Source organism: Rhizobium sp. USDA 4016 (genome assembly GCF_056279705.1).
Genome location: NZ_JBWCCY010000004.1, coordinates 3951200 through 3975000, shown reverse-complemented (window position 1 = coordinate 3975000; position 23801 = coordinate 3951200). Strand labels below are relative to the sequence as shown.

Sequence of the window (23801 nt, the reverse complement as noted above, 5' to 3'; positions counted from 1 at the left end):
CTTCGGAAGAAGCGTGACCCCATTTTGGGCAACCAGGATGGGGTGGCACAGACCAGGGGGTAGCGACTGTTTATCAAAAACACAGGGCTCTGCGAAGTAGCAATACGACGTATAGGGTCTGACGCCTGCCCGGTGCTGGAAGGTTAAAGGGAGAGGTGCAAGCTTTGAACTGAAGCCCCAGTAAACGGCGGCCGTAACTATAACGGTCCTAAGGTAGCGAAATTCCTTGTCGGGTAAGTTCCGACCTGCACGAATGGCGTAACGACTTCCCCGCTGTCTCCAACATAGACTCAGTGAAATTGAATTCCCCGTGAAGATGCGGGGTTCCTGCGGTCAGACGGAAAGACCCCGTGCACCTTTACTATAGCTTTACACTGGCATTCGTGTCGGCATGTGTAGGATAGGTGGTAGGCTTTGAAGCGGGGACGCCAGTTTCCGTGGAGCCATCCTTGAAATACCACCCTTATCGTCATGGATGTCTAACCGCGGTCCGTTATCCGGATCCGGGACAGTGTATGGTGGGTAGTTTGACTGGGGCGGTCGCCTCCGAAAGAGTAACGGAGGCGCGCGATGGTGGGCTCAGACCGGTCGGAAATCGGTCGTCGAGTGCAATGGCATAAGCCCGCCTGACTGCGAGACTGACAAGTCGAGCAGAGACGAAAGTCGGTCATAGTGATCCGGTGGTCCCGCGTGGAAGGGCCATCGCTCAACGGATAAAAGGTACGCCGGGGATAACAGGCTGATGACCCCCAAGAGTCCATATCGACGGGGTTGTTTGGCACCTCGATGTCGGCTCATCGCATCCTGGGGCTGGAGCAGGTCCCAAGGGTTTGGCTGTTCGCCAATTAAAGCGGTACGTGAGCTGGGTTCAGAACGTCGTGAGACAGTTCGGTCCCTATCTGCCGTGGGTGTAGGAATATTGACAGGATCTGTCCCTAGTACGAGAGGACCGGGATGGACATATCTCTGGTGGACCTGTTGTCCTGCCAAGGGCATAGCAGGGTAGCTACATATGGAAGGGATAACCGCTGAAGGCATCTAAGCGGGAAACCCACCTGAAAACGAGTGTTCCCTATCAGAGCCGTGGAAGACGACCACGTTGATAGGCCGGGTGTGGAAGTGCAGCAATGCATGAAGCTTACCGGTACTAATAGCTCGATCGGCTTGATCGTTCTCATTGACAATGCTCATCAAAATGAGCCAGGCGATAAGAAGCAGCATACAAGCGCTTCCCCGCCAATGACGTGTTCAACAAAACGAAGTGAAAACTTCACCAGCTTCTCAAATCGTTGCGCTTCGCTGACCTGGTGGTTATGGCGGGGTGGCTGCACCCGTTCCCTTTCCGAACACGGCCGTGAAACGCCCCAGCGCCCATGGTACTTCGTCTCAAGACGCGGGAGAGTCGGTCGCCGCCAGGTCTGCAAAACGCAACAACAAAATCACAATCTTCTCAAAACAAAACAACGGCCATAAGCCGATATAAACCGGCCGCAACAACAGCGGTCCGTTCCGCTCAAAAAAACAATAACGCGGGGTGGAGCAGCCCGGTAGCTCGTCAGGCTCATAACCTGAAGGCCGCAGGTTCAAATCCTGCCCCCGCAACCAAAGCTTACGACAAATTCAATGGGCTTCGAGGAAACTCGGAGCCCTTTTTGCGTTCAAATGCCCGAAAATCGGGTTGGCCAACCCTCGAAAGACCAGAGCCACCTCAGCCGCCAAGACGGACATTTTGCCGGTAGTGTGCTGAAGGTTCTGCAAATTCTCTGAAGGAGGCGGTCATGGCAGGCTGGTGATGTTCAACGTCACCTGATTCCCTGGAATTGTTGATGGGCAAGGCGTCGATCATTTGCTCCAGTTGCTGCTTGCTGCGTTGCAGGGCCTAAGCGTCCTCACCGGAGGGCTTTCCTGCGTCGTCGCAACTAGGCCTGTCTCTCTCTTCTCAAGTAAAGCCGCGTGCGGGAGAGACACGTCATGCGTGAACGCTGGACGTGGGTAATACCTCGGCAAGCTGGATAAGCCTCTTCTGTAACGCGGAGTAAGCGATTAAGAAATATAACGTCACGCGCGGGTATAAATCCGGAGTTGATTTCAAGTCTGTTTTTACGCATATTTTCATTATCGACAGTATATTTCAAATATTGAAGTATATTTTTCCGTAATTGCTGATGGATCGCCGCATGCTCGTATTTTCAGATGAGAATTTGGAGGTGATACACCATTCAGGATCATCTCCCTATCTTCTCGTCACCTTTAACGAGATGGAAATGAAGGCGAACGGCAGCCGCTTCTGGGGGCAGCGGTTCTGCGAGAAAGCTGACGTTTCGGCGCTTGGCTTCATCAGCCGACGGCCGAACTGGTTTCCGGCGGCGAGCGTCGTCAAGGCGGTCGAGGCGACCGCGCCCATCCTCCGCGCAGCACCGGAGCGGATCCTTTACGGGCACTCGCAGGGCGGCTACGCGGCGTTGCGGTACCGAAGGCGCTTCAACGCTGCCGTTGCCATCGCTTTTTGCCCTCAGATCTCGATCGATCCGAAGGCCGTTCCTTTCGATGGCAGGTTTGCAAGCCATTTCTCGCCCGGCCTCCACGCCAATATGGGGATCGCGCCTGATCACGCAACTGGCCGGGCCTATCTGTTCTTCGATCCGTTCCACGCCGTCGATCACCAGCACGCGGTTCGAATCGCGACGCTGCAGGCGAGGACGCACCTCGTGCCGGTCCACATGACAGGCCATGGCACCGTTCGGGCGTTCACCGGAACGGCACGCGCCCTGTCGCTGATCGAAGCCTGCCGCGAAGACGATCTTCCGGGTCTACGCGCTCTGGCTCGCACAGCCCGAGTCATGGCGCCGATGCGGCCCTATCAGATCGCTGTGACGGCGATCGCCCGGCATCGGGCCTGGGCCGACCGGTTTCATGCACGCTTCGGATCGGCTTTCTCTGCGGTCGAGCGAGCAAACTTCCTCTATCATCGGGCCAACCGCCACATTCTCGACGGTGAGCTTGCGACGGCGCGCACCATGCTTGTGGACGCCATGACATATCAGCCGGAGAATCCTGGTTTCGCCCGCCGGTTAGCGGAACTGGACGGCCGTATCGCGCGCCGCCTCGGGGCGGAGGACGCCGCGCAATTGTGATCCGAATGTTGCCGAGCCACTCGACAAGATGGCCTTGCTGAAGAGTGACAGCTATTTCAGGTCCAACGCTCATGGTTGCCGGCAGCATCCTTGTTCCAAACCGGCGGCGGGATGATGGTCTTGCGGACTTTCGTGTGCATGTAGGGAGCCTTCCGTGCGACCTTGCGAACGGCTTCTCAAGAGTTCGGTTGATCGAACCTCTCTTCGTCGAAGCGCTTTCAGCGCTTCACAGGGCCAGCCTCGTTAAAGCGAGTGCGCGAGAAGCGGGGGGCTCTCGGTCATCGCCGCATCCAGCTTCCGCCGCAGCAGCGCGCGATAGAGTTTGACGTGTTCTTGCGCGCAGGCGAGGCGGTCGGCGGGCTGTCGCATGGAAACGCGCAGCCGCCCCCAGATTTGACTATCATCCAAGACTTCGACGATGCGGTCCGCGAGGTCCTGGCTGCTGCCTGCGCGAAAGTGCAGGCCGTCTTTTCCGTCACGCACCTTCTCGGCCATCCCCCCGATGTCGGAGCAGATCATCGGCCTACGGTGGAGCAGGGCCTCCTGGATCACGATGGGCGAGTTTTCCCACCAGACGGACGGCATAACCACCCAGTCGACCGAACGCATGAGACGCGGCAGGTCCGCGTTCTGGTAAGCGCCGTAGAAACGGACGCGGTGGCCTGCGTCTGCGATGAGCTTCTTCATCCGCTCCTGGAATTCGATCGGCTGTCGCTCGAGGTTGCCGCCGAAGATCATCAGGCAGGAGTCTTCGCCCCATATCTCCTTCGGGATGCGCGAAACGGCGTCGATCAGGAGGTCGGCCCCCTTGAACGGCGTCATTTGTCCGAAATAGGCAAAGCGGTTGCGGCGCGGGCTTGTACCTTGGGCTTCTCGCGCGGGCGCAGCTGTTTCTACGGTGATGCCGTTCTCGATCACGCTGAGCTTGTCCTTTTCGATCCCCCATGCGACGTAGCGCTCCGCCAGAAACCGGCTGGGGGAGACGAAAGCGTCGGCAAGGCCAAGCATCCCGCGCGCAAACAGCTCTCGCTTCAGGAAGCGTGAGACGGGGATGTCGGGAAAGCAGCCGTGGCAGGCGACGGGGGACGCTGTTTCGCAGAGCTGACCGGAAGGCCGTCTTACCATCTGCCCGTGATTGTGGCAGATCGAAAGGTACTCGTGGAACGTGACGAGTATCGCCGTGTGCGGGAATGCTTCTCTAAGGGCATAGAGGGCTTCAAGGCCAATGCCCAGAACGTGATGGAAATGCACGACATGGGGCCTGAGATCGCGTGCGAAACGCAACAGGTCTCGGCTGATTGCCTGGGTATCGCCATTGGACAAAAAGAAATGGTCGTAGTCGTCCGCGTGGAACAGCAACTCATCCTCGGCAAGGCGAAGGCTCATCAGCGCGGACGAGGCATGTCGCGGGACCGGATGGCCGACCCGGGCCAGGTAAACCGATTGCACGTTAGGCAATGCGTTCAGGCCGCGATGCAGGTTGTAAGAGGCGATTTCCGCCCCACCGAGCGAAACCGTCGGATGCGCATGCGAGACGACAAGGACGCGAAGCTGCTCGCTCATGCGGGCCTCCTTTCCGGTTGCTTTTCAACGGTGAGGATAGGCAACCATTGGCTCTTGAAGATCTTTCGATCGATCTCTTCCACCAGAGCCGCCATCGCTGGACTATCACCGTTGCCTGCGTCGTCGCAGCCCCACATCTGCACCGATGGCAGCAAATAGGAGTCAAACCCGGAGCGGCTGAGACGGAGGCCGAGATCCAGACCCTTTTCCTGCGCGCCCAGATAGCCGCCGGAAAAGCCGCCGGCGCGCAACAGGGCATCGCGAGGCATGACGCAGCACTCGAGCGAGGCCGCCGCGATACGGGTCAGCTTCATCTCGGCAACCGCTTTGAGAGGATATCCAGCAAAGCGGCCCACGACCGGTTCGTCGCAGTTGCCGTCATCGATCCAGCTTCCGGCCCAGCGAATGGAATGGTCCTCGTAAACCAGGACGGGCGAGACAATGCTTCCTTTGAGCGTCGCGGCCGTGGCCAAGAGCTTGCCATACCAGCCTTTCCCGCGCGGGATCAGTGAAGCGGAGAGCGACACGACCGTTTCACAGGAGAGTGCTTGCGTGCCGGCTTCCAGCATGTCGTGGACGTCGCCTGTTCCCTTCACCGATACCAGCCTGGCCGAAAGGCTATAGAACCGCGCGAGTTCCCTGAGGCGAGCAGCCTGCCTGCGAAACCGCTCCGCGGGCATGGCGATCACGATCGGCGTGTGCCGCGTCTCCGGATCGAGCGCAAGCAAGGCCAGCAGCGGGGAAATGTCCTCCTCGCCCTCCCCGGCGCCGATGACGATTGGCGGGCTGTTTTCCTCATCGAAGGAGCCGGCATCGAGGGTTGTCTCGATAACCGGCGTTAACCTTCCGGATTGTCCGAGGAACGGGACAATTTGTGAATCGACTATCGCCGGCAGCGCACAGTTTGCCGGATCGATGGAGCCGATCTGGCGCAATGCCGCCAAGCGCGCAGAAACCCGCGTTGGTTTCACTGGCAGAAACGCACGGCGCGAATCGTGCAGGGTTAGTTCGAAGTAGAGGGGCGCACCAGGATCTTCATTGGGCAATTGGACGTGGGCGACGAAGCCATGCGCGCTCTGTTCGCTCCGAAAGCTCGGCGTGAAGTGCTGCTGGTCGTTGAAACTGTCCGTGACATCGGGGCGATCGAAGCGCGCCCAGCGTTCGTCGAGGCCAGCGGCGGCATCTCCTCGACGCAGTCTTACCGTTGCGACGTGGCCGTCGGGGTCATAAAGCCAGCCGGAGACGAGAAGGTTTCCTCCATCGGCCTCAAATGTGCTGTCTATACCCATCCGGACGGGATACGGCAGGCTGGAGACCGTTTCTTTGCCCTCAAAACTGTTGGCGGCTGCTCGCAGGGACAGGAGCACGTCCGGCGCGCCATGGGTCCGCAGCAGAACCGACCTGATATGTTCGGGCGTTTCCAGAGGGCCGGCGATGCGCTTTCGAGGGTGGACCGCAACATACCTCCAACCGGCGCGCCCCCGAAAGACCAGACCTTCGATGTCGAGGCCGAGGGCAGCCTGGCTGGACTTGAGAAGGCCGACAAAACCAGAGGCGCCATCGGGTGCGTCCGGGCGAGGAAAGATGGCGATACCGCACTCCGCGACCACCGGTGTCACGTTGCCGACCACGGACACCCGGCAAGGCCCCGGCGCCATGGCGCGGCTCCAGCCCTGCAGGAATGTCGCGCCATCATGGCTCTCGCCAATCAACTCGATAAACCCATCGCTGGCGTGGGCCGACTGCAAAAGCGCCGCTATGGTCAGAAGTTTGCGGCGGGTGACATTGCCGACCATCAGAGCGTCCACGAGCTGGTCGACGACCGCGGCTGACTGAGATCCCGCGGACTCGACCACAAGCGCGGCTGCTTCCTCCGGGGAGGCAAGCCGGGGCGCAAAGACGTAGCGTGCGCCCGTCTCCTCCTCTCCGAACCGGATCGTGGTCATGGCCAGGTCCGTCCCCACATCCGGAAGGAGCGCCGCGAAGCCGTGCTTGGCCCGCGGTGAGGATGCGGCCAATCGCCATTCCGAGACAAACAAGCTTGACGTGACTGCTTGATCCTCACCGAGGCCGACCACCACGTCGCCGGCCGTGACACGGCCGAGGCCGATGATCAGCCAGGTTGTCTCGTCGACGCGGCAACCGATAACCCTTCCAAAACGCATTGCCCTGCTCGCCCCATGCCCGCCTGCCGAGGGACTAATGACAGCGGGGGATTGTTCTCTCACCAGCACGCTTTACCCTCCCTGGATCAGATTCTGGCAACCAGCGTAAGGCTGGCGCCCGCGGCAAATCCCACGAGAACGAACAGCAGCAGCAGCAGGGGCTTTATTTCGCCGTTCGCACGCTTCCGCAACGCATTCAGGTTCTTCTCCATTCCTGCCACAACTCCATCCAGCCGCATCAGGTGGACGTCGAAATCATTCAGCCGTTGGCTCATATCCACCTTGAGGCTTTCGACGGCCTTGCTGACATCGGTGGGCCCGGCGGTCTCGGTCTTGTCGGCGTCGATTTCCGGTGCGCGCTGCAGCGAGCGCTGTGAGACCTGCAACTGCCGCTGCGCCGCCATCAGCAAATCGAGCTTATCGAGCACTTTCGCCAGCGGTGCGGCGATAAGAGCCTCGGCCGCCTGCTCGTCTGGCTGGGGAACGCGCAGGGCCTGCTCGGAACCGCTTCCATTCCGCGCCATGACGACAATATCGTTCGCCCGAGAATGGACGGGATCGGGCAGCGCGATCTCAAATGCGTGTTTGCCGTCGCCGATACCGTTGCGACGCAAGTCGGGACGATTGCGGTCGGCAACAGCCTCGGCAATCACCTTGCCATCGAGGAGGACACGAATGGTCAGCCGTTGATCCGGCGCCATCGGGTCGAATGCCCAGCCGAAGATCCGGCCCATGTCAACGGCATCCACCCGGCCGTTCATCGGCTTGGCGTTGTCCTGTTCGGATGCGGCATCCGGTCGTTCAGCGGGACTGGTCATAAGCTCTCCAATGCCTGAGCCTGTGCCGTCTCCATCCACTTGAGGTAGCGGCGGGCGGTCGTGTCGATGTCGTCGGGCTTGCGAGCGTTTTCGGAGAGCCGGTGCAGCAGGTTCGGCTCTTCCACTATGTTCCGCATCGCCGCGGCGAGCGCTCGGGCATCGTTGGGTGGAACAGTCAGGCCGTTGACGCCATGCTCGATCATCTCAGCCATTCCTCCGATATTGCTGGCGATGACCGGACGGCCTTGAGCCTGGGCTTCCTGAATGACAAGCGGCGCGTTCTCCCACCAGACGGAAGGAACTATGGTGCAATCGACCGCGGCCACCAGATCGCCAATATCTTCGCGTCGATAGGGGCCTCTGGACTGCACCGATTCTGACGTTTCGGCAAAGCGCCGATTGATCTCATCGACGAAGGCCTCGCTCTGGAAAGGCGCTCCGCCATGGATGCGGAGTTCGAAATCAAGGCCATCGGCCAGAAGCTGGCGCGCCGCGTCGAGCAATACGGTCACCCCCTTCCAGGGGTTGAGATTTCCGAAATATCCGAAGACCGGTCTTCCGCCCTGGAGCAGCTCCCTTCGCGCGCCGGCATTTCGGGTGGGGATACCATTGGGAATGATGCTAATCGCACCTTCGTCCAGTCCCCACCGCACGAAGCGTTCCCGTAAAAAAGCGCTTGGCGAGACGAAGTGGTCAACCGTGCTCAGCAGGGCCTTGAGGTGGCGTTCGCGCAAGGCAAAGCGATCGAGCGGAATGTCCTTGAAACAGCCATGGCAGCGGTCCGGGCTTGCTTGGTGACAAAGCTCCTTGCTGCCGGTGCGTACCATCAGGCCCTCGTGGTGGCAAATGGGATAGTAGTCATGGAGCGTCATGACGATCTGGCAGTGGGGTAAGGTGCGGCGGACGATATGAGGGAACTCGGCGCCAAGCAGCAGCAGGTGATGGAGGTGAACCACATCTGGCCGGAAATCGCGCAGCAACTCCGCTATGTCCGGCACAACACCATAAAGGTCGATCTGACTCATGAAGAAGCGATCGAAGTGTCCGGACCACAGCAGGACCTCATCTCCCGCCGAGCCGATGCTCTGAAAGCTCGTGCCCGGTCTGGCTTCGCGGTGAATTTGGTTCGTGGCGCCGAGAAACAGGGCTTCGTGCCCCTCGCGCTGGTAGGCGCGGAACAAGTCGTGAGCAAATATCTCCGTTCCACCCGGGTGAAGGGACGGATGGTTGTGGGCTGCCACCAGAATACGCTTGCTCATCGACCATTTCCCCGGCGCTTCGCCACGATGAAGTCCTGATGGTGGCCCGCGTTGGTGCCGCGCCAATGGCCAAGCGATTTCAAAGCGACGGAAAGGCCGGCCCGTTCGAGCGCCTTGTCCAGAAAGCCGTCTTCGAAACCGACCGCGGCAAGCGGTGGCTGGTTGGGTACGAACCAGCATGGGCTTTCGCCATAGCGGCGGAAGGGGAGACGCGGATCGCGCCGCCCGTGTTCGTTTGCCGCCGCGATCCGGTCGACCACGAACGCGGTCATGAACAGGCGCCCGCCGGGTGACAGGATCCTGCAGACCTCGGCGAGGTAGACAAGGACCTCCGCGGGCGGCAGATGAGTGACCACGGACGTCATGATGACGAAGTCGAAATGGCGATCCGGAAAAGGAAGCGTCAAGGCCATCCCGCTGATCTTGCCGTTCGGATTGTACAGCTCGTGAGCGATGTCCAGTTGCCGGAAGGCGAAATTGGGGTAGGCAGGCGCAATCGTGCGCTGGCACCAGCCAATACCGCTCTCGACTGGATCGACACCATCGTAGCGGCTCGTTTTCGGATCGAGATATTGGGTAAGCGGCACGGCCATCCGGCCGATGCCGCACCCGATGTCGAGAACGCGGCTGTCTTCGCGCAGGCCGCCGATGCGAATGAAATAACCGAGAAACTCCGCTCCTATCGCGCGAAAATCCCCGTCTCCCACGAAGACGTTGGTGGATTCCGGTTGCGGAAGAAAACGATTGCCCCGAACAGATTCGATTAGCCAGCGAACACGGTCTTCATCGATTAGCTGGGCCGGCTTGGTGGGGTGCAGGAGTGCCGCATGAGTCACGCTGCGTTCCTCTTCCGGATTCTCACACCCGCCGCGGCGGGTCGATCGTGGTCCCTATCGAACAGGTTCGCCATCAGTTCGGCGATATCCTCCTCCCAGCGCTGCGTGTGCAGCCATGAATTGTATTGGCTTGCAACGCCGCGCATGTAGTCCTGGCTGCGGCGGATCGAGCGACGCTCGAAATGATACAGGCACGCTGCCGGCTCATAGGCAATCTGGAGCCCGACGCGACGGATCTTGAGGCACAGGTCGCTGTCCTCGTAGTCGCCGATCACGTAGTCCTCGGTGTACCCGCCAACGCGCTCGTAGGTGTCTCTGCGGGTCACAAGGCAAGCGCCGGTAACGCCAGGGACGTCGCGGGCTTGTTGCGCAGGCACGTAGTCGCCAGGCATGCCCTTGTGGAAATGGTGGTTCAGCCAGATCCCGCGCTGGTCGCGGCCGAAGTACAGTCCAGCGTGCTGCAGCGATCCGTCTTCGTAGATCAGTTTCGGGCCGACGGCACCCAGCTCGTTCCTTTTCAAAAGCGCTCGCGACAACACCTGAAGCCAGCCTGGCGCGCAAGGCACGACATCTGAATTGAGCATGACCAGTATGGCGCCGCGTGCAAAACGCGCGCCGGCATTGCAAGCACGCGCATAGCCGCCGTTGCGATTCATAACCACCAACTTCATCGGCAGCCCGTGCAGGAGGTGCAGGCCGCCCAGCAGGTGCTCCGTCTGATCCTGGATTTCCGGTGAATCGAGGACATAGATGACCTCCGCGTTGGCTGCGAGCCATGGATCCGTGGCCATCCCCGACAGTTGGAAGCGCAGGAAATCGAGAACCCGATAGAGGGGCACGACAATGGAAACGAGGGGTGCGCTTTTGGGCAAGCTGTAGTCCTTCGTGCTGTCGACCTCTATGGTCTTGCCCAATCGTCGTTCTATGTCCTGCAGGGCAGGGGCGAGAATCGTGCGGAAGGCACCGTCGACCGCATGCTGTGGCGGCACGGCGCGCAGGACATGGTTTCGTTGTGTCGCGGGCTCGAAAGGCTGTGGCGTCGGTATCAGCGGCCTGACCGCTCCCGAGGCAAGGCGCATCTGAAATCGCGGTTGCAGGAGCGGCCCGGGGGATTCCGGCAGCGGGACCCAGGCAACGAAACCGGTCACATCGGTCTTGCTCTTCTCATCCTCCCCTTGCGCCCATGCCGGAAATTCGTAGCTGTTGGCGTCGAGCGGCACGGCCGTGCCGTCCTCCTTGACGTAGTCGATGCCGGCGAACGCGGATGACGGCGCATGGAACCAGCCGCCGGCAAGCAGACCGTCGTCGAGCGCCAGAGCGAGATCGACCTCGCCGGACGGATGCATCGATGACTTGGCAATCCGACTTGACGCCAGTGGTGCACGAACTTGAAGGTCGATCGCCGTGGCGGCGCCGCTTTCCGGCAACGTGGCGAGTCGACGGACAATCATTTCGCGCAGTTCCACCGCCTCAAGGTTTTTGCCCCACCAACTCTGAAGACTGGGATGGCGAGGCTTGCTGTCAGCAAGCTGGCGAATGGCGACGCCGTTCTTGCTCAGGAGGACGATGAGAAACGGAGGGGAAGGCACTTCTGCGATGAAATGGCACGATTGCATGCCGTTTTTCGCGTTGCGTCCGCGAACAAGTCTTACGGCCATGCGTGTAATCGAAGCTGCGCCGATCGCATAGATCGCTGTGATGTCGCCAAGATCCGGATTGATAGCCGTCTCAATCAGATGGCTTCCCCGCGCAATCTGGCAGACGATGCTGGCGGCCTGCGGTTGGGGCACGAGCGCGTGAAGGGCGTCTTCGACCACCATGTTGAAAAGATGGTCGCTGGCGATGCGAAAGGCGCTTCGCCACACGGTCAGCAGGTTGTTGACGAACTTGATGCGGGCATCCGGCGCGAGATCCGCAAACAGTGTCTCCACATCGAGGGGCACCAGCGTGCGCGCCGGATGCATCACGATGGTTTCGGCGGTGCTGCCGTGTTCCGTGCAAATGCCGACACTCACCGGCTGCTTTTCCGGTCTCATCGCCCAGAACATTCGTTGCCTTCCGTTGCCAAGAGGCAGCATCATGCTGACGAGCGGTATCGGTGACTGGTCCATGGACAACAGGCACTTTGTGGTGGCGGGAAGGGACGGGGGGAGATCCCAGATAAGGACGGCCAGCTCCGCGCCGAGCCGAAAGATCTTTGCGTTTCTGAAAACGCCAGTGGCGTCTATCGATTCGTCGAACGTCACACGCTATCCTCTGGATCGGAGTTGCGCGCCCCACGGGAGGAGGCAGGGCGCACAGAAGTCATATTCAGTGAACGGTGAAGTAGTTCTCGGGATTGGCATGGATGTCGTCGGCATCGACATTTACCAATGTGAGCGTATCGCCATGGCCGAGATCCACGACGACATTGCCCCCCACCTGCGTGACACGCGAGGCCAGGTCTTCGGGCGAAGACACGTCGAGGCCATTGATGCCCTTCGAGATCTGCAGCAGATCCTCGCCAGCGTTAAAGTCGAGGATGACGTCATTCCCGCCGCCGCCGTCGAAGACAAAGATGTCGTGGCCAGCACCGCCTGCCAGGACGTCGTTGCCAGCACCGCCATCAATGATGTCAGCACCATCGCCGCCATAAAGTATATCGGCGCCCTTGCCGCCGGACAGGAGGTCGCTTCCCTGGCCGCCGAGCAGGGTGTCGTTGCCCTTGTCGCCGAATAGAAGATCATCACCCCAGCCGCCGACGAGGTTGTCGTTCCCGTTTTCACCGTTCAACAAGTCGCTGTCATCGCCGCCGAACAGGGAATCGTTTCCCTTTCCGCCGAACAGCAGGTCGTCACCGTCGTCACCGAACACGAGGTCGTGCCCGTTGCCGCCGCTCACGAAATCAGCGCCCCCATGGGCGCGAATGAAGTCGTTAAAGCGGGAGCCGAACAGCGCATCGTCGTATGCTCCGCCTTCCAATGTGGCCATCTGCCTCTCCTCTTCGGATTTGATATTCATGCGTCTCGGCGCAGGGTGCGACGATTTCGCGCCTGAAATGTGCACTGCAAAAAACCGAAGTGCAACATATCTTGAATCTAAAATGTCCTGTCTTGAGAAATATATTTCCCAAATTGAATATTATTGGCACATTGTTTCGATAATGTCCGGGATAATAAAGTAATATGCAAATATTTTACTTTTGAATAACTTCAAAATTTGAAATAATTTCTGCTATGCAGCATTTCAGTTTCCTTTAAATCTAGTCTTCCCTGAACGCGCGATTGAAGCTCTCGAGGACGGGAGAAGTGAGGTAGTCGATCGCACGGCGTGACTCGTGGATGATCAGCACCTCCGCGGGCATGCCGGGATAGAGGTGGACATCCGGGTTTGCCTTGAGCGATGCCGGATCGAGTTTGGCGCGCGCGACGAAAAACGCACTGTTTGACTTTTCATCTACCGACTGGTCCGCGGCGACATATGTAATGGTGCCTTCCATCGGCAGGCGGGAGCGCTGATTATAGGCTGTCAGCCGCACTTGCGTATGCGAGCCCACGGAAATGCTGTCGATGTCGCGAGGATTGACGCGCATTTCGACCAGCAGGGGCTCATTTTCCGGAACGATCTCGAGCAACGGCTGGCCGGGCGTGACCGCGCTGCCAGGGGTGCGCAGCAAGATGTTGCTGATGATGCCATCCTGCGGAGAGCGAATCTCAAGGCGCCGCAGCACGTCCTTCGAAGCGACGATCTGCTCTTCGACGTCCGCCAGATCGATGCGTGCCGTGGTGATTTCGCCGGCAATCGTCGACTGAAAGTCACTTTCGATCCCGGTCAGCGCAAGCTGTGCGCCTGCTGCGGCTTTTTCTGCCTGGGCCTTGTTGCCGACGAGTTCGCCCCGTTCCCTCGCAAGCTCACTTAGCTTGGAGTCGATCTCGATGAGTTGCGTGCGCGGTGCCGCGCCTTTTTTCGTCAACGTTTCCGTCGCCGTCCGGTGCTCTTTCATGAGATCGATTTGCTGGTCGGTCGCCTGGATCTGGATGCCGAGCGACGTTGCTTGTTCGAGGTGCTCCTCGATGGTCTTTTGCTGGACCTCGACGCGTCCGACCTTGGTCTCGCGACGCTTTTCGAAAAATATCGTCTCCGCCCTGACGGCGTCATCGACCGTATCGTCCCGGCTGTCACCCAAATCGCGTGGAAAGCTGATTTGCGGCATGTCAGTCTGCTCGGCTTTCAATCGCGCCAGTTTTGCGATCAGGCCAATACGTCGGATTTGGAGTGACTGCAGGCTGGAACGGGCGCGCGTATCCTCCAACGCGATCAGGGGCTGCCCGGCGGAAACTTTGTCGCCCTCCTGAACGAGCAGTAGACTCATCACGCCGCCTTCGAAATGGCTGATAGTCTTTCGCTTCGAATCGACGATGACCGTGCCGTTGGCGACCGTCGCGCTGCTGAGCTCGACCGAAAAGGCCCAGGCAAAAAATCCACCGAAGGACACAAGGACCGTGGCGAGCCCCGCAACGACAAGACGACGAAGCGGCGAACGGCTATCAAACCGGTCGAATTCCAAGTTCGAGTAGCCAACATCCCGCGATGCCGGCTGATGCCGCTGGAGGCGACGTTCTGAAAGATCGGAGCGGACCGCAAGAGGGCTCTTTTCAGTCATATTGCGGCTACCTCGCGGTGTGGTTCGCCCGGCATCGTGGTTGTCACCACGGCCGTTCGCGGTCCGAACTGTGTGATGCGGCCGTTTTCGAGCACGAGCAGCTTGTCGGCGACCTGCATGATGGCTGGCCTGTGAGCGATTATGATAACGATGGCGCCGTCGTCGCGCGCACGCTCGATCGCGCGGATAAGGGCCCGCTCGCCGATCGAGTCCAGGTTTGCGTTCGGTTCGTCGAGCACGATGAGGCGAGGCTGGTTGTAGAGGCAGCGCGCCAACGCTATGCGCTGCCGCTGCCCTCCCGAAAGGGTCAGATGTCCGTCGCCGACGGGTGTGTCGTAACCGAGTGGCAGGCGTCCGATCATTTCATGGATGTCGGCCAATCGCGCCGCCTCCAGCACCTTGTAGGGATCGCTGTCGGCCATTCGCCCAATGTTTTCTCGAATGGTGCCTTCCAAAAGCGAGACGGATTGCGGCAGATATCCGACCACCTGACCGAACGAGCCACGCTCCCAGAGATAGGTATTGTTGCCGTCGAGGAAGACGCCGCCGGACGTGGGGCGCAAGATGCCGACCAGCAGCCGCGCGAGTGTCGATTTGCCGGCCGCGGACGGACCGATCACGCCCAGAACTTCGCCCGGAGAGAGGGAGAAAGAAATGCCCTTGATGATGGGCACATCCAGCCCCGGAGCGGCGTAGACGAGCTTATCGACCACGATGTCGCCCGACGAATGCGGCGTGGGCATCGTTTGGCGGATTGCAAGATCCGCCTTGAGAAGGGCCTCGAGGCGACGCCAGCCAGCGATCGCCAGCACCCATTGCCGCCAATTCTCGATGATCGAATCGAAGGGGATCAATAGGCGCCCGACAAGAATGCTCGATGCCATCATGGCGCCGGGCGTGATTTCCTGCTCCAGCACCAGATAGGCTCCGGCTGCCAGCGTCATGATCTGGATGGAATAGCGCAGGCTGCGGGTGATGGACGACATCGCCTTGCTCCTGCACCCACTCGTTTCAAAGGCACTGAGAGCCTGCAGTTGAAGGGCGCGCCAACGATTCGCCAGAGCTGGCAGCATGCCCATCGCCTCGATGGCCTCGGCATGTCGCAGCGAAGCGCCAATCCTGGACACGGCCTCGATATTTGTTTGGTTCGCCTCCTTGGTGAGTTGGTGCGTCAACATGTCGGTGACCAGGCCGCCGCAAATGAGCAATGCGGCGGAGACGGTTCCGATAAGACCAAAAAGCGGATGCAAAAGGAAAAGGGCGCCGAGGAAAATCGGTGACCAGGCAGCATCTAGGGGCGCACTGACCGCTGACGAGGTCAGGAAGCTTCGCAGTTCTGCGATGTCCCGAAGCGACTGGGTCGCGCGCGACAGGCCCTGATCCACAGAAGCCTGAACGGCGGCCGCCAGGACAGGCATGTTCATCCGGCGCACGAGCGCGCCTCCGATGGCTTGGAAAGAGAGGGCACGGATGAATTCCAGAACACCGAGCACCACAAGGGCGCCGACGGCCAAGATGGTGAGCATTGCAAGTGTGTCCATGCTCTGACTGTTGAGTACCCTGTCATGAACCTGCAGCATGAACAGAGGCATCGTCAGTTGTAATAGATTCAGACACACGCTCAGTGCCGCTGCATAAAGCAACCCTGACAAGAATACACGCTTTGCTTGTATCACTAGCAACCTTGGACTGTCCTGTTTTTGGCCTCCCCCGGTTTTCCCTTTGCTTATTGTCTCATTATGAACTGACTCACGCATGAAATTTGCCTCGAGTTAACGTTAGATCCATCTGTTGGAGGACAGATTTGGTTGTAACTGAGCCTAAGGATAGTATTGCTTCGACCAATCTGGCACAAAACGACGAACTTGTGCAAGCTCATGGTGATTGATGGTGATGAGCGTATTTGAATATTACTTCAAATTTTGAAGTATTTTCTTAAAACGGAGAGTCGAATGAAAGAAAATGATGTGTTCAGTTTGCTGGCGGAACTGAATGACGATCCGAGTCTTCGAATAAGCCAGACAGTACAAACAGACCCCCGGCTTCCTCAGGGTGCCGAGCTTGGGGACCTCCAGCAGGTTACGTATTTCGAGCTCGCTCGCCTCATGGAGCGGGCAAGCCGGCGCTTCTCGGGCCTGATCCGCGCGGAGCTGACCAAGCTTCGTGTAGACGATATCGGGCCGGCGCAGGCGATGATTCTGCTGGCAATCGGCGATTCGGAACTGTCGGTCGCCGAGCTTCTGGATCGTGGGCATTATGTCGGCTCCAACGTTTCCTATTATCTGAAGCAGCTTGGCGATGGCGACTACATCGATCGCGTTGCCTCCCAGCGCGACAAGCGGTCGGCGCGCATCAAACTGACAGAGAAGGGACGCCAGCTCAGGGCGAATCTGCGCGACGCGGCGATGGCCTATGAGCGTGCGGTGAATCGTGGCGACCAGGACCAGCGGATGCTTGAGACGGCTTTCCAGACGCTGCACCAGCTCGAGCTGGCCTGGGGCAGCGCCTCACGGTACGGCGTCTGAGCGGTGAGTGATGCCGTGCACCTTGCAGGGGCGGGCTAGACGCGATGCACGTGGCGTTTGTTCATCGTCGGGGTTTCGGTCAGTTCGCTGCCTTGGCCGCTCAGCTCGCGCAGGCGGGAAATGAGGTTAGCCTCATCACCGAGACCATAGACCAGAAGATCCCATCCGTTCGCGTCGTTCGACATCGAGCAGAATCGGGTCCGCGTGCAGATCCGCATATGGCGAGACACATGGGTACTCCCGATCACCATGCGCGAATCGGCCATCGCGTTGCCGAAACGCTCGACGTCATGGCGCGGCAAGGGCTGGTACCCGACGTTGTCGTCGGCCATATCGGTTGGGGAAGCATGATGTTCTTGAAGGACGTGCTGCCGCGGGTGCCCGCATTGGGGTATTGCGAGTTCTTCTACCGATCGGAAGGGGCGGACATCGGGTTTTCCCCCGACGATCAGCCCGATCTGGAAACGCGCAAGAGGCTGCGGCTGCGCAACATCGCGCAGCTCCTATCCCTTGAGGCCATCGAGGCCGGCATTAGCCCCACCCATTGGCAGAGAAGTCTGTACCCCGCCGACGCCCGCGGGCGCATTTCGGTATGCCACGAGGGGATCGATACGGCGCGGTTTCGACCGGACCCATCAACTACGGTCACGCTTTCGGACGGGCGTGTGCTCAGCGCCGGTCGTTCTCCCATTGTCACCTTTGTCGCGCGCGACCTTGAGCCGTATCGCGGATTTCCACAGGTCTTGGAGGCTGCCGCCAAGGTTGTGCGCCAACGCCCCGATGCTTTGTTCGTTTTCGTCGGAGGGGATGGCATCAGCTATGGTGTGCCGCCGCCCGGCGGCGGGGCGTGGAAGGATCATCTCCTCAAAACCCTGGATATACCGCGGGAGAATATCCTCTTTCCCGGCGCGGTGCCGCATTCGGTTTTGCGCCAGCTTTTCCAGATCTCGGCCGCGCACCTCTACCTGACCTATCCGTTCGTTTTGTCGTGGTCGATGTTGGAGGCGATGGCGTGCGGCGCCCTGGTCATCGGATCGGACACAGCGCCCGTCCGGGAGGTTATACGCTCCGGCCGGAACGGCCTTTTGGTGCCGTTCTTCGATACGGACGCACTCGCTGAGGCCATTCTCGGCGCCCTGAAGAGTCCCGAACGGCATTTTGGGATGCGTGCCGCGGCGCGCCGGACAGTGGAGAGGCGTTTTCGGCTCACGGACTGCCTCGATCGCCAACAGTATCTTCTTGAGAAACTGACTGGAAAGTTACTTCGCCGCAATGCAGAGATGAACTCATGATTATTACTTTGATTTTTAAAGTATATATGAAATATTTTTCTTTGCAGCGGCTGATTTTTATTATTGTGCACTGCAACGTTAGTTGTTAGGCTCCCTGTGTATGGCGCGGTATGATTTGGATAAATATCTGAATATTCGGCGTCTTTGCTTTTTGTTCCGTGATAATTCTTCAGAGGCCGCGCGTGCAAGAATTGACGTCTTCCGGCATTGGGAAACGACTGGTGACGAGAAAGCTAATAGCGGCATCGGACCGGGATCGATCATGCTTCGAAGGGAGCGATATCGAGCATCTGGTTGTTTACCTCGATGTCGATGGCCATCCCCCAGCGACATTGGAGAATGCTTTTCCATTGATCGCCGTTGCCTTTTCCGAAGAGGGCGAGGCGGATTTGCGGGAGCGTCTGGCGCTGCTTGGACCACTGGGAACTGTCCCCGGGGTTCCCATGCAGCGGCTTGATCCCGTCAACAAGTCGGACAGTTTTCCGCTTCTGCGGGCGCTGACCGAGGGCGGCGTGGGCCGGCTTGCCCGATACAGCGCCTCAATCACCTCGGAACTTGCGATCCTGCGCCGGGAACGCGAGACGCTGCTGGAAAACTACCGGGCGCTCGAAGATGCGTTCCAGGCGCGAAACTGGGAGCCGGTTTCTGAAGTTTTCTCCCATGATCCCTACGCCGATCCAAAGGACGAGGGGATCGGGCAATTGCTTGCCGCCTCCTTCGTCGAGCAACTGCTGCCAATATCCAGCCTTGGCGTGGCAGGGTTTGCCCTTCACCTGCACTCGGTGCCCAGGATCGCCGGAGAGCTTGTCGTCGTATTGAGCTACCTCGAGAGCGGCGAAGGAGTCGCCGAGTGGACGGTACCCTATGCGCAACTCGTGCCGAACTGGAATTTCTTCTCGCTGCCCCGGGCCTGCGGAGGGGCTGCACGCACGCTTCGGCTGCGGATCTCGGCGACCGGACCGGAGACCGTCGGCCTTTCTCTCGGCTATCCGATCGCCGGCGAACGCTATTCGGCGCGGTCGGAACTCCCGCATCCGGATCTCGACCTGCGCCCGCTGGCGTTCAAAGTGTTTACGGGACTGCCCGGGGTAAAGCCCGCCAGAACACCCAACATGATTGCGCCCAGCAGCCTGCTCGAAGGCCAGTACACTGTCGATTATCGCCTGGCGGTTTCTACGTTGAGCCAGATCGCGGACGTTTCGGTCACGCCGATCGTGCCGGAATTCCAGACGGTGCGCTTCCTCGAGCATGAGCATGCTGTTGTCTGCCACCCGTTGCCGAGCGGCATATCGGCAGGCGCGGTCAGTCGCGCCGTCGAGCCCGGGACGATATCCTTCTCGGCGAGCGCCTTTATCGATCATCCCGAAGGTCAGCCCGCGGCGGTCAGCTTCCTGATCGCACCGGCCAATTCAAATGCGCGTTCCGAAGTGGCCGAGCTTGCGCGAAAGGGCGCGGCCAAACCGTCGGCATTCTTCAGCGGATGGCGTGAAGTCAGCTCCAGTGAGGTCGTCAACATCAACATCCAGCTGGACGAGCCTGCACGCGGCCCGATGGACCTGATGATTCTCAGCCGCGCAGTCACGGATTCGGTCGATTTCTCCTGGCTCAAGGTGTCCGGCTTCAGGTTGGTCAAACAGTTTACGGAGGCCGCCGATGTCCAGTAACAGGGAGCCAACGGACCTGATCGCCGTGGCCATGCCCCTTTACGGTCACGCGGCACTTGCCCTGGAGGCGATCGAGTCGGTATTTGCCTCGAATGTTAGCAGCTGCCGGATCGTCATTGTCGTCTCGGTCGACGGAGATCCACGGCACGAGACGTTCGATCAACTGTTGCTCTACGCCGCGGCCCATCCTTGCGTCCATGTCGTGTTCGGCCAAAACGCCGGTCCGGGTGGCGCGCGTAATCGCGCCATCAACTTCGTCCTCGAGCGCTTTCCAGAGACGAAGGCTGTCTATTTCCTCGACGCCGACAATCGCGTCCTTCCCGGCACCATCGAGACGCTTTACCGGCACCTCCTCTCCAGTGGCTGCGGGTGGGTCTACACGAATATCGACACTTTTTCGGTAAGCTGGCGCGCTCACTACGGCAACCGCTATTCACGACTGGTCCACTGTATCACCGACAACATCTGCGATACCGGATCGATGATCTCGATCGATGTTTTTCAGCAAGGCGTTCGCTTCAACGACGACAGGCAGAACGGCTTCGAGGATTGGGAGTTCTGGCTGTCCTGCATCGAGCATGGTTTCGTCGGCACGCCCTGCCATGACACGGTCTTCGAGTACAGGCTGAGGGCGGAGAGCCGCTTCAAGGAGGCCAATCGAGACCGCGCCACGTCGGTAAGCTTCCTGCGCAAGCGCCACAGGCCGCTGTTCCAGCGCCCGATGCTGGTGGATTTCGAGCACGAGGAGTGCCCGCGCTACCTGTTTGCGCGAACGGAAGATACGGCGATCTCCTTCTTCACTGATCCTACCAAGCCACCGACGGTGCTTCGCCTCGACGACATCATCCCGGCATTCTGGGGCAATATCGGCGAGCCCGACAATGAACATTTCCCGCCGTTCCTGGTCGCCGGAAGCGGCGCGGCGCTCGACCTTCTGCGGCGTTCGCGCATGCTGCCGAACGTGCTTGCCCATCTTGAGCGCCTGAGCGAGAACAGCAACGTCGTCTTCGTCCAACTCGCCAACGATGCCGCCCAGCGCAAGATCGAGCCGATCGTTCATGGGGCTGGCGGACAAAAACTCGGCCCCGCGGATCTCGTTTTCCTTTCGATCCGGCTCGTCCAGGAGGTGGTCCAGAACAATGCTGTGGACTGGTTCGCCTCGATCGGAAGCCAGCAGGTATGGCCGACATCGACCGTTCTGAAAGTGCACTTCCCTTTTCCAAGAAGCCTCCCGCGCCGCTCTCTCATCACGCCTCAGCAGGTGATGATCAACTGCGTCAACGCGATTGCCATGAGCCCACTGCGCGAGACGGCGGGAAGGCGGTGGACCTGGCGTCCCGCCCGGCTCGTGCCCTACACTGATCTCTACAAGGCGCTGCGCAAGGAAGTCGGAGGATCACCAGTCCTGCCGCTCGGGCATAGCGAGGGCAAGCGGACCGTGGCGCTTCTCGTGCCGAATGCCTCGTTCGGAGGAGCCGAAAAGGTCGTCTATGCGGCCGCCCGGGAATTGAAAGTGGCGGGTTACGAAACCCATCTCTTCGTGCTCGGCACGTCAAGGATGGATGTCATCGATGAGTTCGATTCCAGCTTCGACTACATTCACTTCTGGGACGCGGGAGTTCCAGCCTGGGGAGGGTCGGGCTCATTCCTGGGGCAGGACTTCATCGACGAGGGGCATTCCGTCGACTGGGAGGCGCTGAAGGGACAGCTTTCCGGCTTCGACCTGGTCATCAACAATCACGTGATGGCCGTCCATCCCCTCATCGCGCGACTGCGCTCCGAAGGCACGCGCACGGCATGCTATCTCCACGTCGTGGACAGCACGGCCTTCAAAAGGCCTGCCGGCCAGCCCTTCGCAGCGATTGCCCACGAGCATTGCTACGACGCCTTCCTAACCTGCTCCGAACAGCTCAAGATCTATCTGCACAGCTACGGCGTCCCCCACGAGAAAATCTTCGCCGTTGCGAACGGAGCGAGCTTCTCGGTACCGCCCAAGACCCTGGCGGAGGTTCTGGCCGTCAGGCGGATCGAGCGCAGGGATGACCGCTTGCGGCTTCTCTACATGGGCCGGTTCGATCAGCAGAAGGGTATAGACCGGCTGGCGGCAGCGCTCGCGGAACTGCGGGACTCCAAGGTCAACTTCGAAGCCCGGGCCATCGGAGGAGAAATCCTCGCCGATTCCAGGGTCTCCTGGAGCGAACGGCTGAAGGACCTGGGCGTCGACGTGCGCTCGCCCGTCTTCGCGAGCAAGGATCTGATCAAGGCGCTGGGCTGGGCTGACGTTCTCGTCATGCCCTCTCGATGGGAAGGCGCGCCGCTGATGATCGCCGAGGCGCAGCAACTCGGCTGCGTGCCCATCGCGACTGCGGTCGGTGCGGTGGACGAGCTCATTTCCGATGGCGAGGACGGCATACTCATCAACGCGCCTTCCGATCCTCAGGTGGTGAGGGAGGTGGCGCGGATCATCGAAGAGATCGCCCGCAATCGCGAGAGGCTCGCTCCGCTCATGGAGGGTTGCATCAGGACCGCCGCACGCCGGTCATGGGCTTCCTCTTTCTCGGATTTTATCTCGTGGAGCGATCGGTCCGTGAAGAATTCGTCACTGTCGCGCGCTGCGGTCTTTCGCGAGCAGGCGGCGGCAAATCCCGTGGTCGCGGCAATTGGCTGATTGCCGCGCCGCTTCTTAACAGAAAGGTCTAGTCGAATGCGTCCGCGAATTCTCGTGACGGGTATTCCCGGTCACTACACGCGCCTTGCCAACGGCGCCCACGGCCTGTCCGTCTCCTATGCGGAGCGACAGAAGCAGCCGGAAACGAAGGAAGAGTTTCTGCAGGAGCTGCGCAACATCAGCAATACCGGGAACTACCTCATCGGTGAGGGCGCCCTGCATGCGCTCGCGCCACATGCGAAGCAAGTTCCCTTCTGGCATCTCTACAATTTGAGCAAGAACGGCAATGGGTTCGACGAGTTTAACGCCAACTTCGACATCTGCGTCTTCACCTGCGCGAACCTCTTGCGTAAAGGCCTCTCCGCGGACGCAGAGGCGGATGTCCTAAGCCGGCTTAACATGCCAATCGTCATGCTGGGCATCGGCCTGCAGAACCGCAAGGACCTTGAGAACAATCTTCCGGAGGGAACGAAGCGGCTTCTGGCCATCCTGAAGGAGCGTGAGCACTACTTCCTGACACGCGGCCACGAAACTGCCGGCTTCTTAAAGGACCAGGGCTTCTCCTTCGTGCGCCCGACCGGTTGCCCTTCCGTCTACTTCATGCCGGCCAACATGCGCCGGTCCATGAGGAAGCTGTCGAGCGTCAATATCGGCAAGGCGCGGACAATCTTTTCAGGCTACCTCGGCGGCAATCAGGATGCTATCCTCGATGCGAATGCGCTGACCCCGCCGGAAACCGTGCCGCAATACGTGGTGCAGGACGAGTTCCTCCACTTCGATATGAAGGTGGAGCCTAACGACGAGGGGCGCGTCTATGATTCCGCGTCGGGCCTGATGATCGGCGATATCGCCTATCCCGGCACCGAGCGGGAGAGGCGGCGGTTCGAGGCTCGCACCTTCTTCGACACCAACCAGTGGCGCGCCTGGGCCTCGTCGATGGACTTCAATTTCGGCCGTCGTTTCCACGGCTCGATCATCGCCATGCAGGCGGCCGTGCCGAGCCTGATGGTGGCGGTGGACGACCGCATGCGCGAGATGCTGGGCTTCACCGGCCTACCGGCCGTCGACATCACCGAGGTCGACAAGGCGGAGAACCGCGCCGAGTTCGTGGCCGATCATCTGGCAAAGCTCAACACGAATGAACTTGTCGACCGGTATTCCGACCGCGAGCGCGCCTTCCGCACTACGCTTCGTGAAATCGGCATTGGTCTATAGCGGCCAGAGGGCCATCACTT

Annotated in this window: 15 protein-coding genes, 1 tRNA gene and 2 rRNA genes (1 of these 18 cut by a window edge); 9 read left to right on the top strand and 9 right to left on the bottom strand. The window is 60.0% G+C overall.

Annotated features, from left to right (window positions below):
- From ACZ9DP_RS35505 to ACZ9DP_RS35490, 4 genes are all read left to right on the top strand, one after another.
- A 23S ribosomal RNA gene (locus ACZ9DP_RS35505) occupies positions 1 to 1172 on the top strand; it begins 1771 nt to the left of the window's first position.
- A gap of 131 nt (positions 1173 to 1303) precedes the next feature.
- Positions 1304 to 1418 (top strand): 5S ribosomal RNA (gene rrf / locus ACZ9DP_RS35500).
- A gap of 110 nt (positions 1419 to 1528) precedes the next feature.
- Positions 1529 to 1605 (top strand) — tRNA-Met (locus ACZ9DP_RS35495).
- 572 nt (positions 1606 to 2177) lie between these two features.
- Positions 2178 to 3134, top strand: a complete 957-nt coding sequence (locus tag ACZ9DP_RS35490; RefSeq protein ID WP_476205183.1) for a hypothetical protein — start codon at positions 2178 to 2180, stop codon at positions 3132 to 3134.
- A 243-nt stretch (positions 3135 to 3377) separates the two neighbouring features.
- On the opposite strand, the gene ACZ9DP_RS35485 is transcribed toward ACZ9DP_RS35490, so the two are convergent.
- The 9 genes from ACZ9DP_RS35485 to ACZ9DP_RS35445 all read right to left on the bottom strand — a co-directional run bounded on the left by ACZ9DP_RS35485 (position 3378) and on the right by ACZ9DP_RS35445 (position 16174).
- Complete coding sequence (locus ACZ9DP_RS35485; RefSeq protein ID WP_239597196.1) at positions 3378 to 4697, bottom strand: glycosyltransferase family 4 protein; 1320 nt, start codon at positions 4695 to 4697, stop codon at positions 3378 to 3380.
- Entirely contained in the window at positions 4694 to 6862 is a 2169-nt protein-coding gene (locus ACZ9DP_RS35480) for a glycosyltransferase family 2 protein (RefSeq protein ID WP_476205182.1), read from the bottom strand. The genes ACZ9DP_RS35485 and ACZ9DP_RS35480 overlap by 4 nt, the downstream gene beginning before the upstream one ends.
- 86 nt (positions 6863 to 6948) lie before the next feature.
- Positions 6949 to 7680, bottom strand: coding sequence for a hypothetical protein (locus tag ACZ9DP_RS35475; protein WP_074062627.1), 732 nt, complete (start codon positions 7678 to 7680; stop codon positions 6949 to 6951).
- Positions 7677 to 8939: a glycosyltransferase family 4 protein gene (locus ACZ9DP_RS35470; RefSeq protein ID WP_239597201.1), complete on the bottom strand. Its 1263-nt coding sequence runs from the start codon at positions 8937 to 8939 to the stop codon at positions 7677 to 7679. Before ACZ9DP_RS35470 ends, ACZ9DP_RS35475 begins: the two co-directional genes overlap by 4 nt.
- Positions 8936 to 9775, bottom strand: coding sequence for a class I SAM-dependent methyltransferase (locus tag ACZ9DP_RS35465; RefSeq protein WP_476205181.1), 840 nt, complete (start codon positions 9773 to 9775; stop codon positions 8936 to 8938). Before ACZ9DP_RS35465 ends, ACZ9DP_RS35470 begins: the two co-directional genes overlap by 4 nt.
- Positions 9772 to 12021, bottom strand: a complete 2250-nt coding sequence (locus tag ACZ9DP_RS35460) for a glycosyltransferase family 2 protein (protein WP_476205180.1) — start codon at positions 12019 to 12021, stop codon at positions 9772 to 9774. The genes ACZ9DP_RS35465 and ACZ9DP_RS35460 overlap by 4 nt, the downstream gene beginning before the upstream one ends.
- Before the next feature lie 64 nt (positions 12022 to 12085).
- The gene (locus ACZ9DP_RS35455) at positions 12086 to 12745 is read right to left on the bottom strand and encodes a calcium-binding protein (protein WP_239597206.1); all 660 of its coding nucleotides are present in this window, start codon (positions 12743 to 12745) and stop codon (positions 12086 to 12088) included.
- Between the two features lie 271 nt (positions 12746 to 13016).
- Entirely contained in the window at positions 13017 to 14417 is a 1401-nt protein-coding gene (locus ACZ9DP_RS35450; RefSeq protein ID WP_183926737.1) for an HlyD family type I secretion periplasmic adaptor subunit, read from the bottom strand.
- Positions 14414 to 16174, bottom strand: coding sequence for a type I secretion system permease/ATPase (locus ACZ9DP_RS35445; protein WP_074062622.1), 1761 nt, complete (start codon positions 16172 to 16174; stop codon positions 14414 to 14416). Before ACZ9DP_RS35445 ends, ACZ9DP_RS35450 begins: the two co-directional genes overlap by 4 nt.
- A 195-nt stretch (positions 16175 to 16369) precedes the next feature.
- Between ACZ9DP_RS35445 and ACZ9DP_RS35440 the strand changes: the two genes are divergently transcribed.
- From ACZ9DP_RS35440 to ACZ9DP_RS35420, 5 genes are all read left to right on the top strand, one after another.
- Positions 16370 to 16942 (top strand): MarR family winged helix-turn-helix transcriptional regulator, encoded by a 573-nt coding sequence (locus tag ACZ9DP_RS35440; RefSeq protein ID WP_132553997.1) that lies wholly within the window; start codon positions 16370 to 16372, stop codon positions 16940 to 16942.
- Between the two features lie 44 nt (positions 16943 to 16986).
- Entirely contained in the window at positions 16987 to 18234 is a 1248-nt protein-coding gene (locus ACZ9DP_RS35435; protein ID WP_476205178.1) for a glycosyltransferase family 4 protein, read from the top strand.
- 182 nt (positions 18235 to 18416) lie between these two features.
- A complete protein-coding gene (locus ACZ9DP_RS35430; RefSeq protein ID WP_239597213.1) occupies positions 18417 to 19898 on the top strand; it encodes a DUF6212 domain-containing protein in 1482 nt (493 codons plus the stop codon).
- Positions 19888 to 22566 carry a glycosyltransferase gene (locus ACZ9DP_RS35425; protein ID WP_239597216.1) on the top strand — a complete coding sequence of 893 codons (2679 nt, stop codon included), beginning with the start codon at positions 19888 to 19890 and terminating at the stop codon, positions 22564 to 22566. The genes ACZ9DP_RS35430 and ACZ9DP_RS35425 overlap by 11 nt, the downstream gene beginning before the upstream one ends.
- Positions 22567 to 22602: 36 nt before the next feature.
- Complete coding sequence (locus ACZ9DP_RS35420; protein WP_074062619.1) at positions 22603 to 23781, top strand: polysaccharide pyruvyl transferase family protein; 1179 nt, start codon at positions 22603 to 22605, stop codon at positions 23779 to 23781.
- The last annotated feature ends 20 nt before the right edge of the window (positions 23782 to 23801 follow it).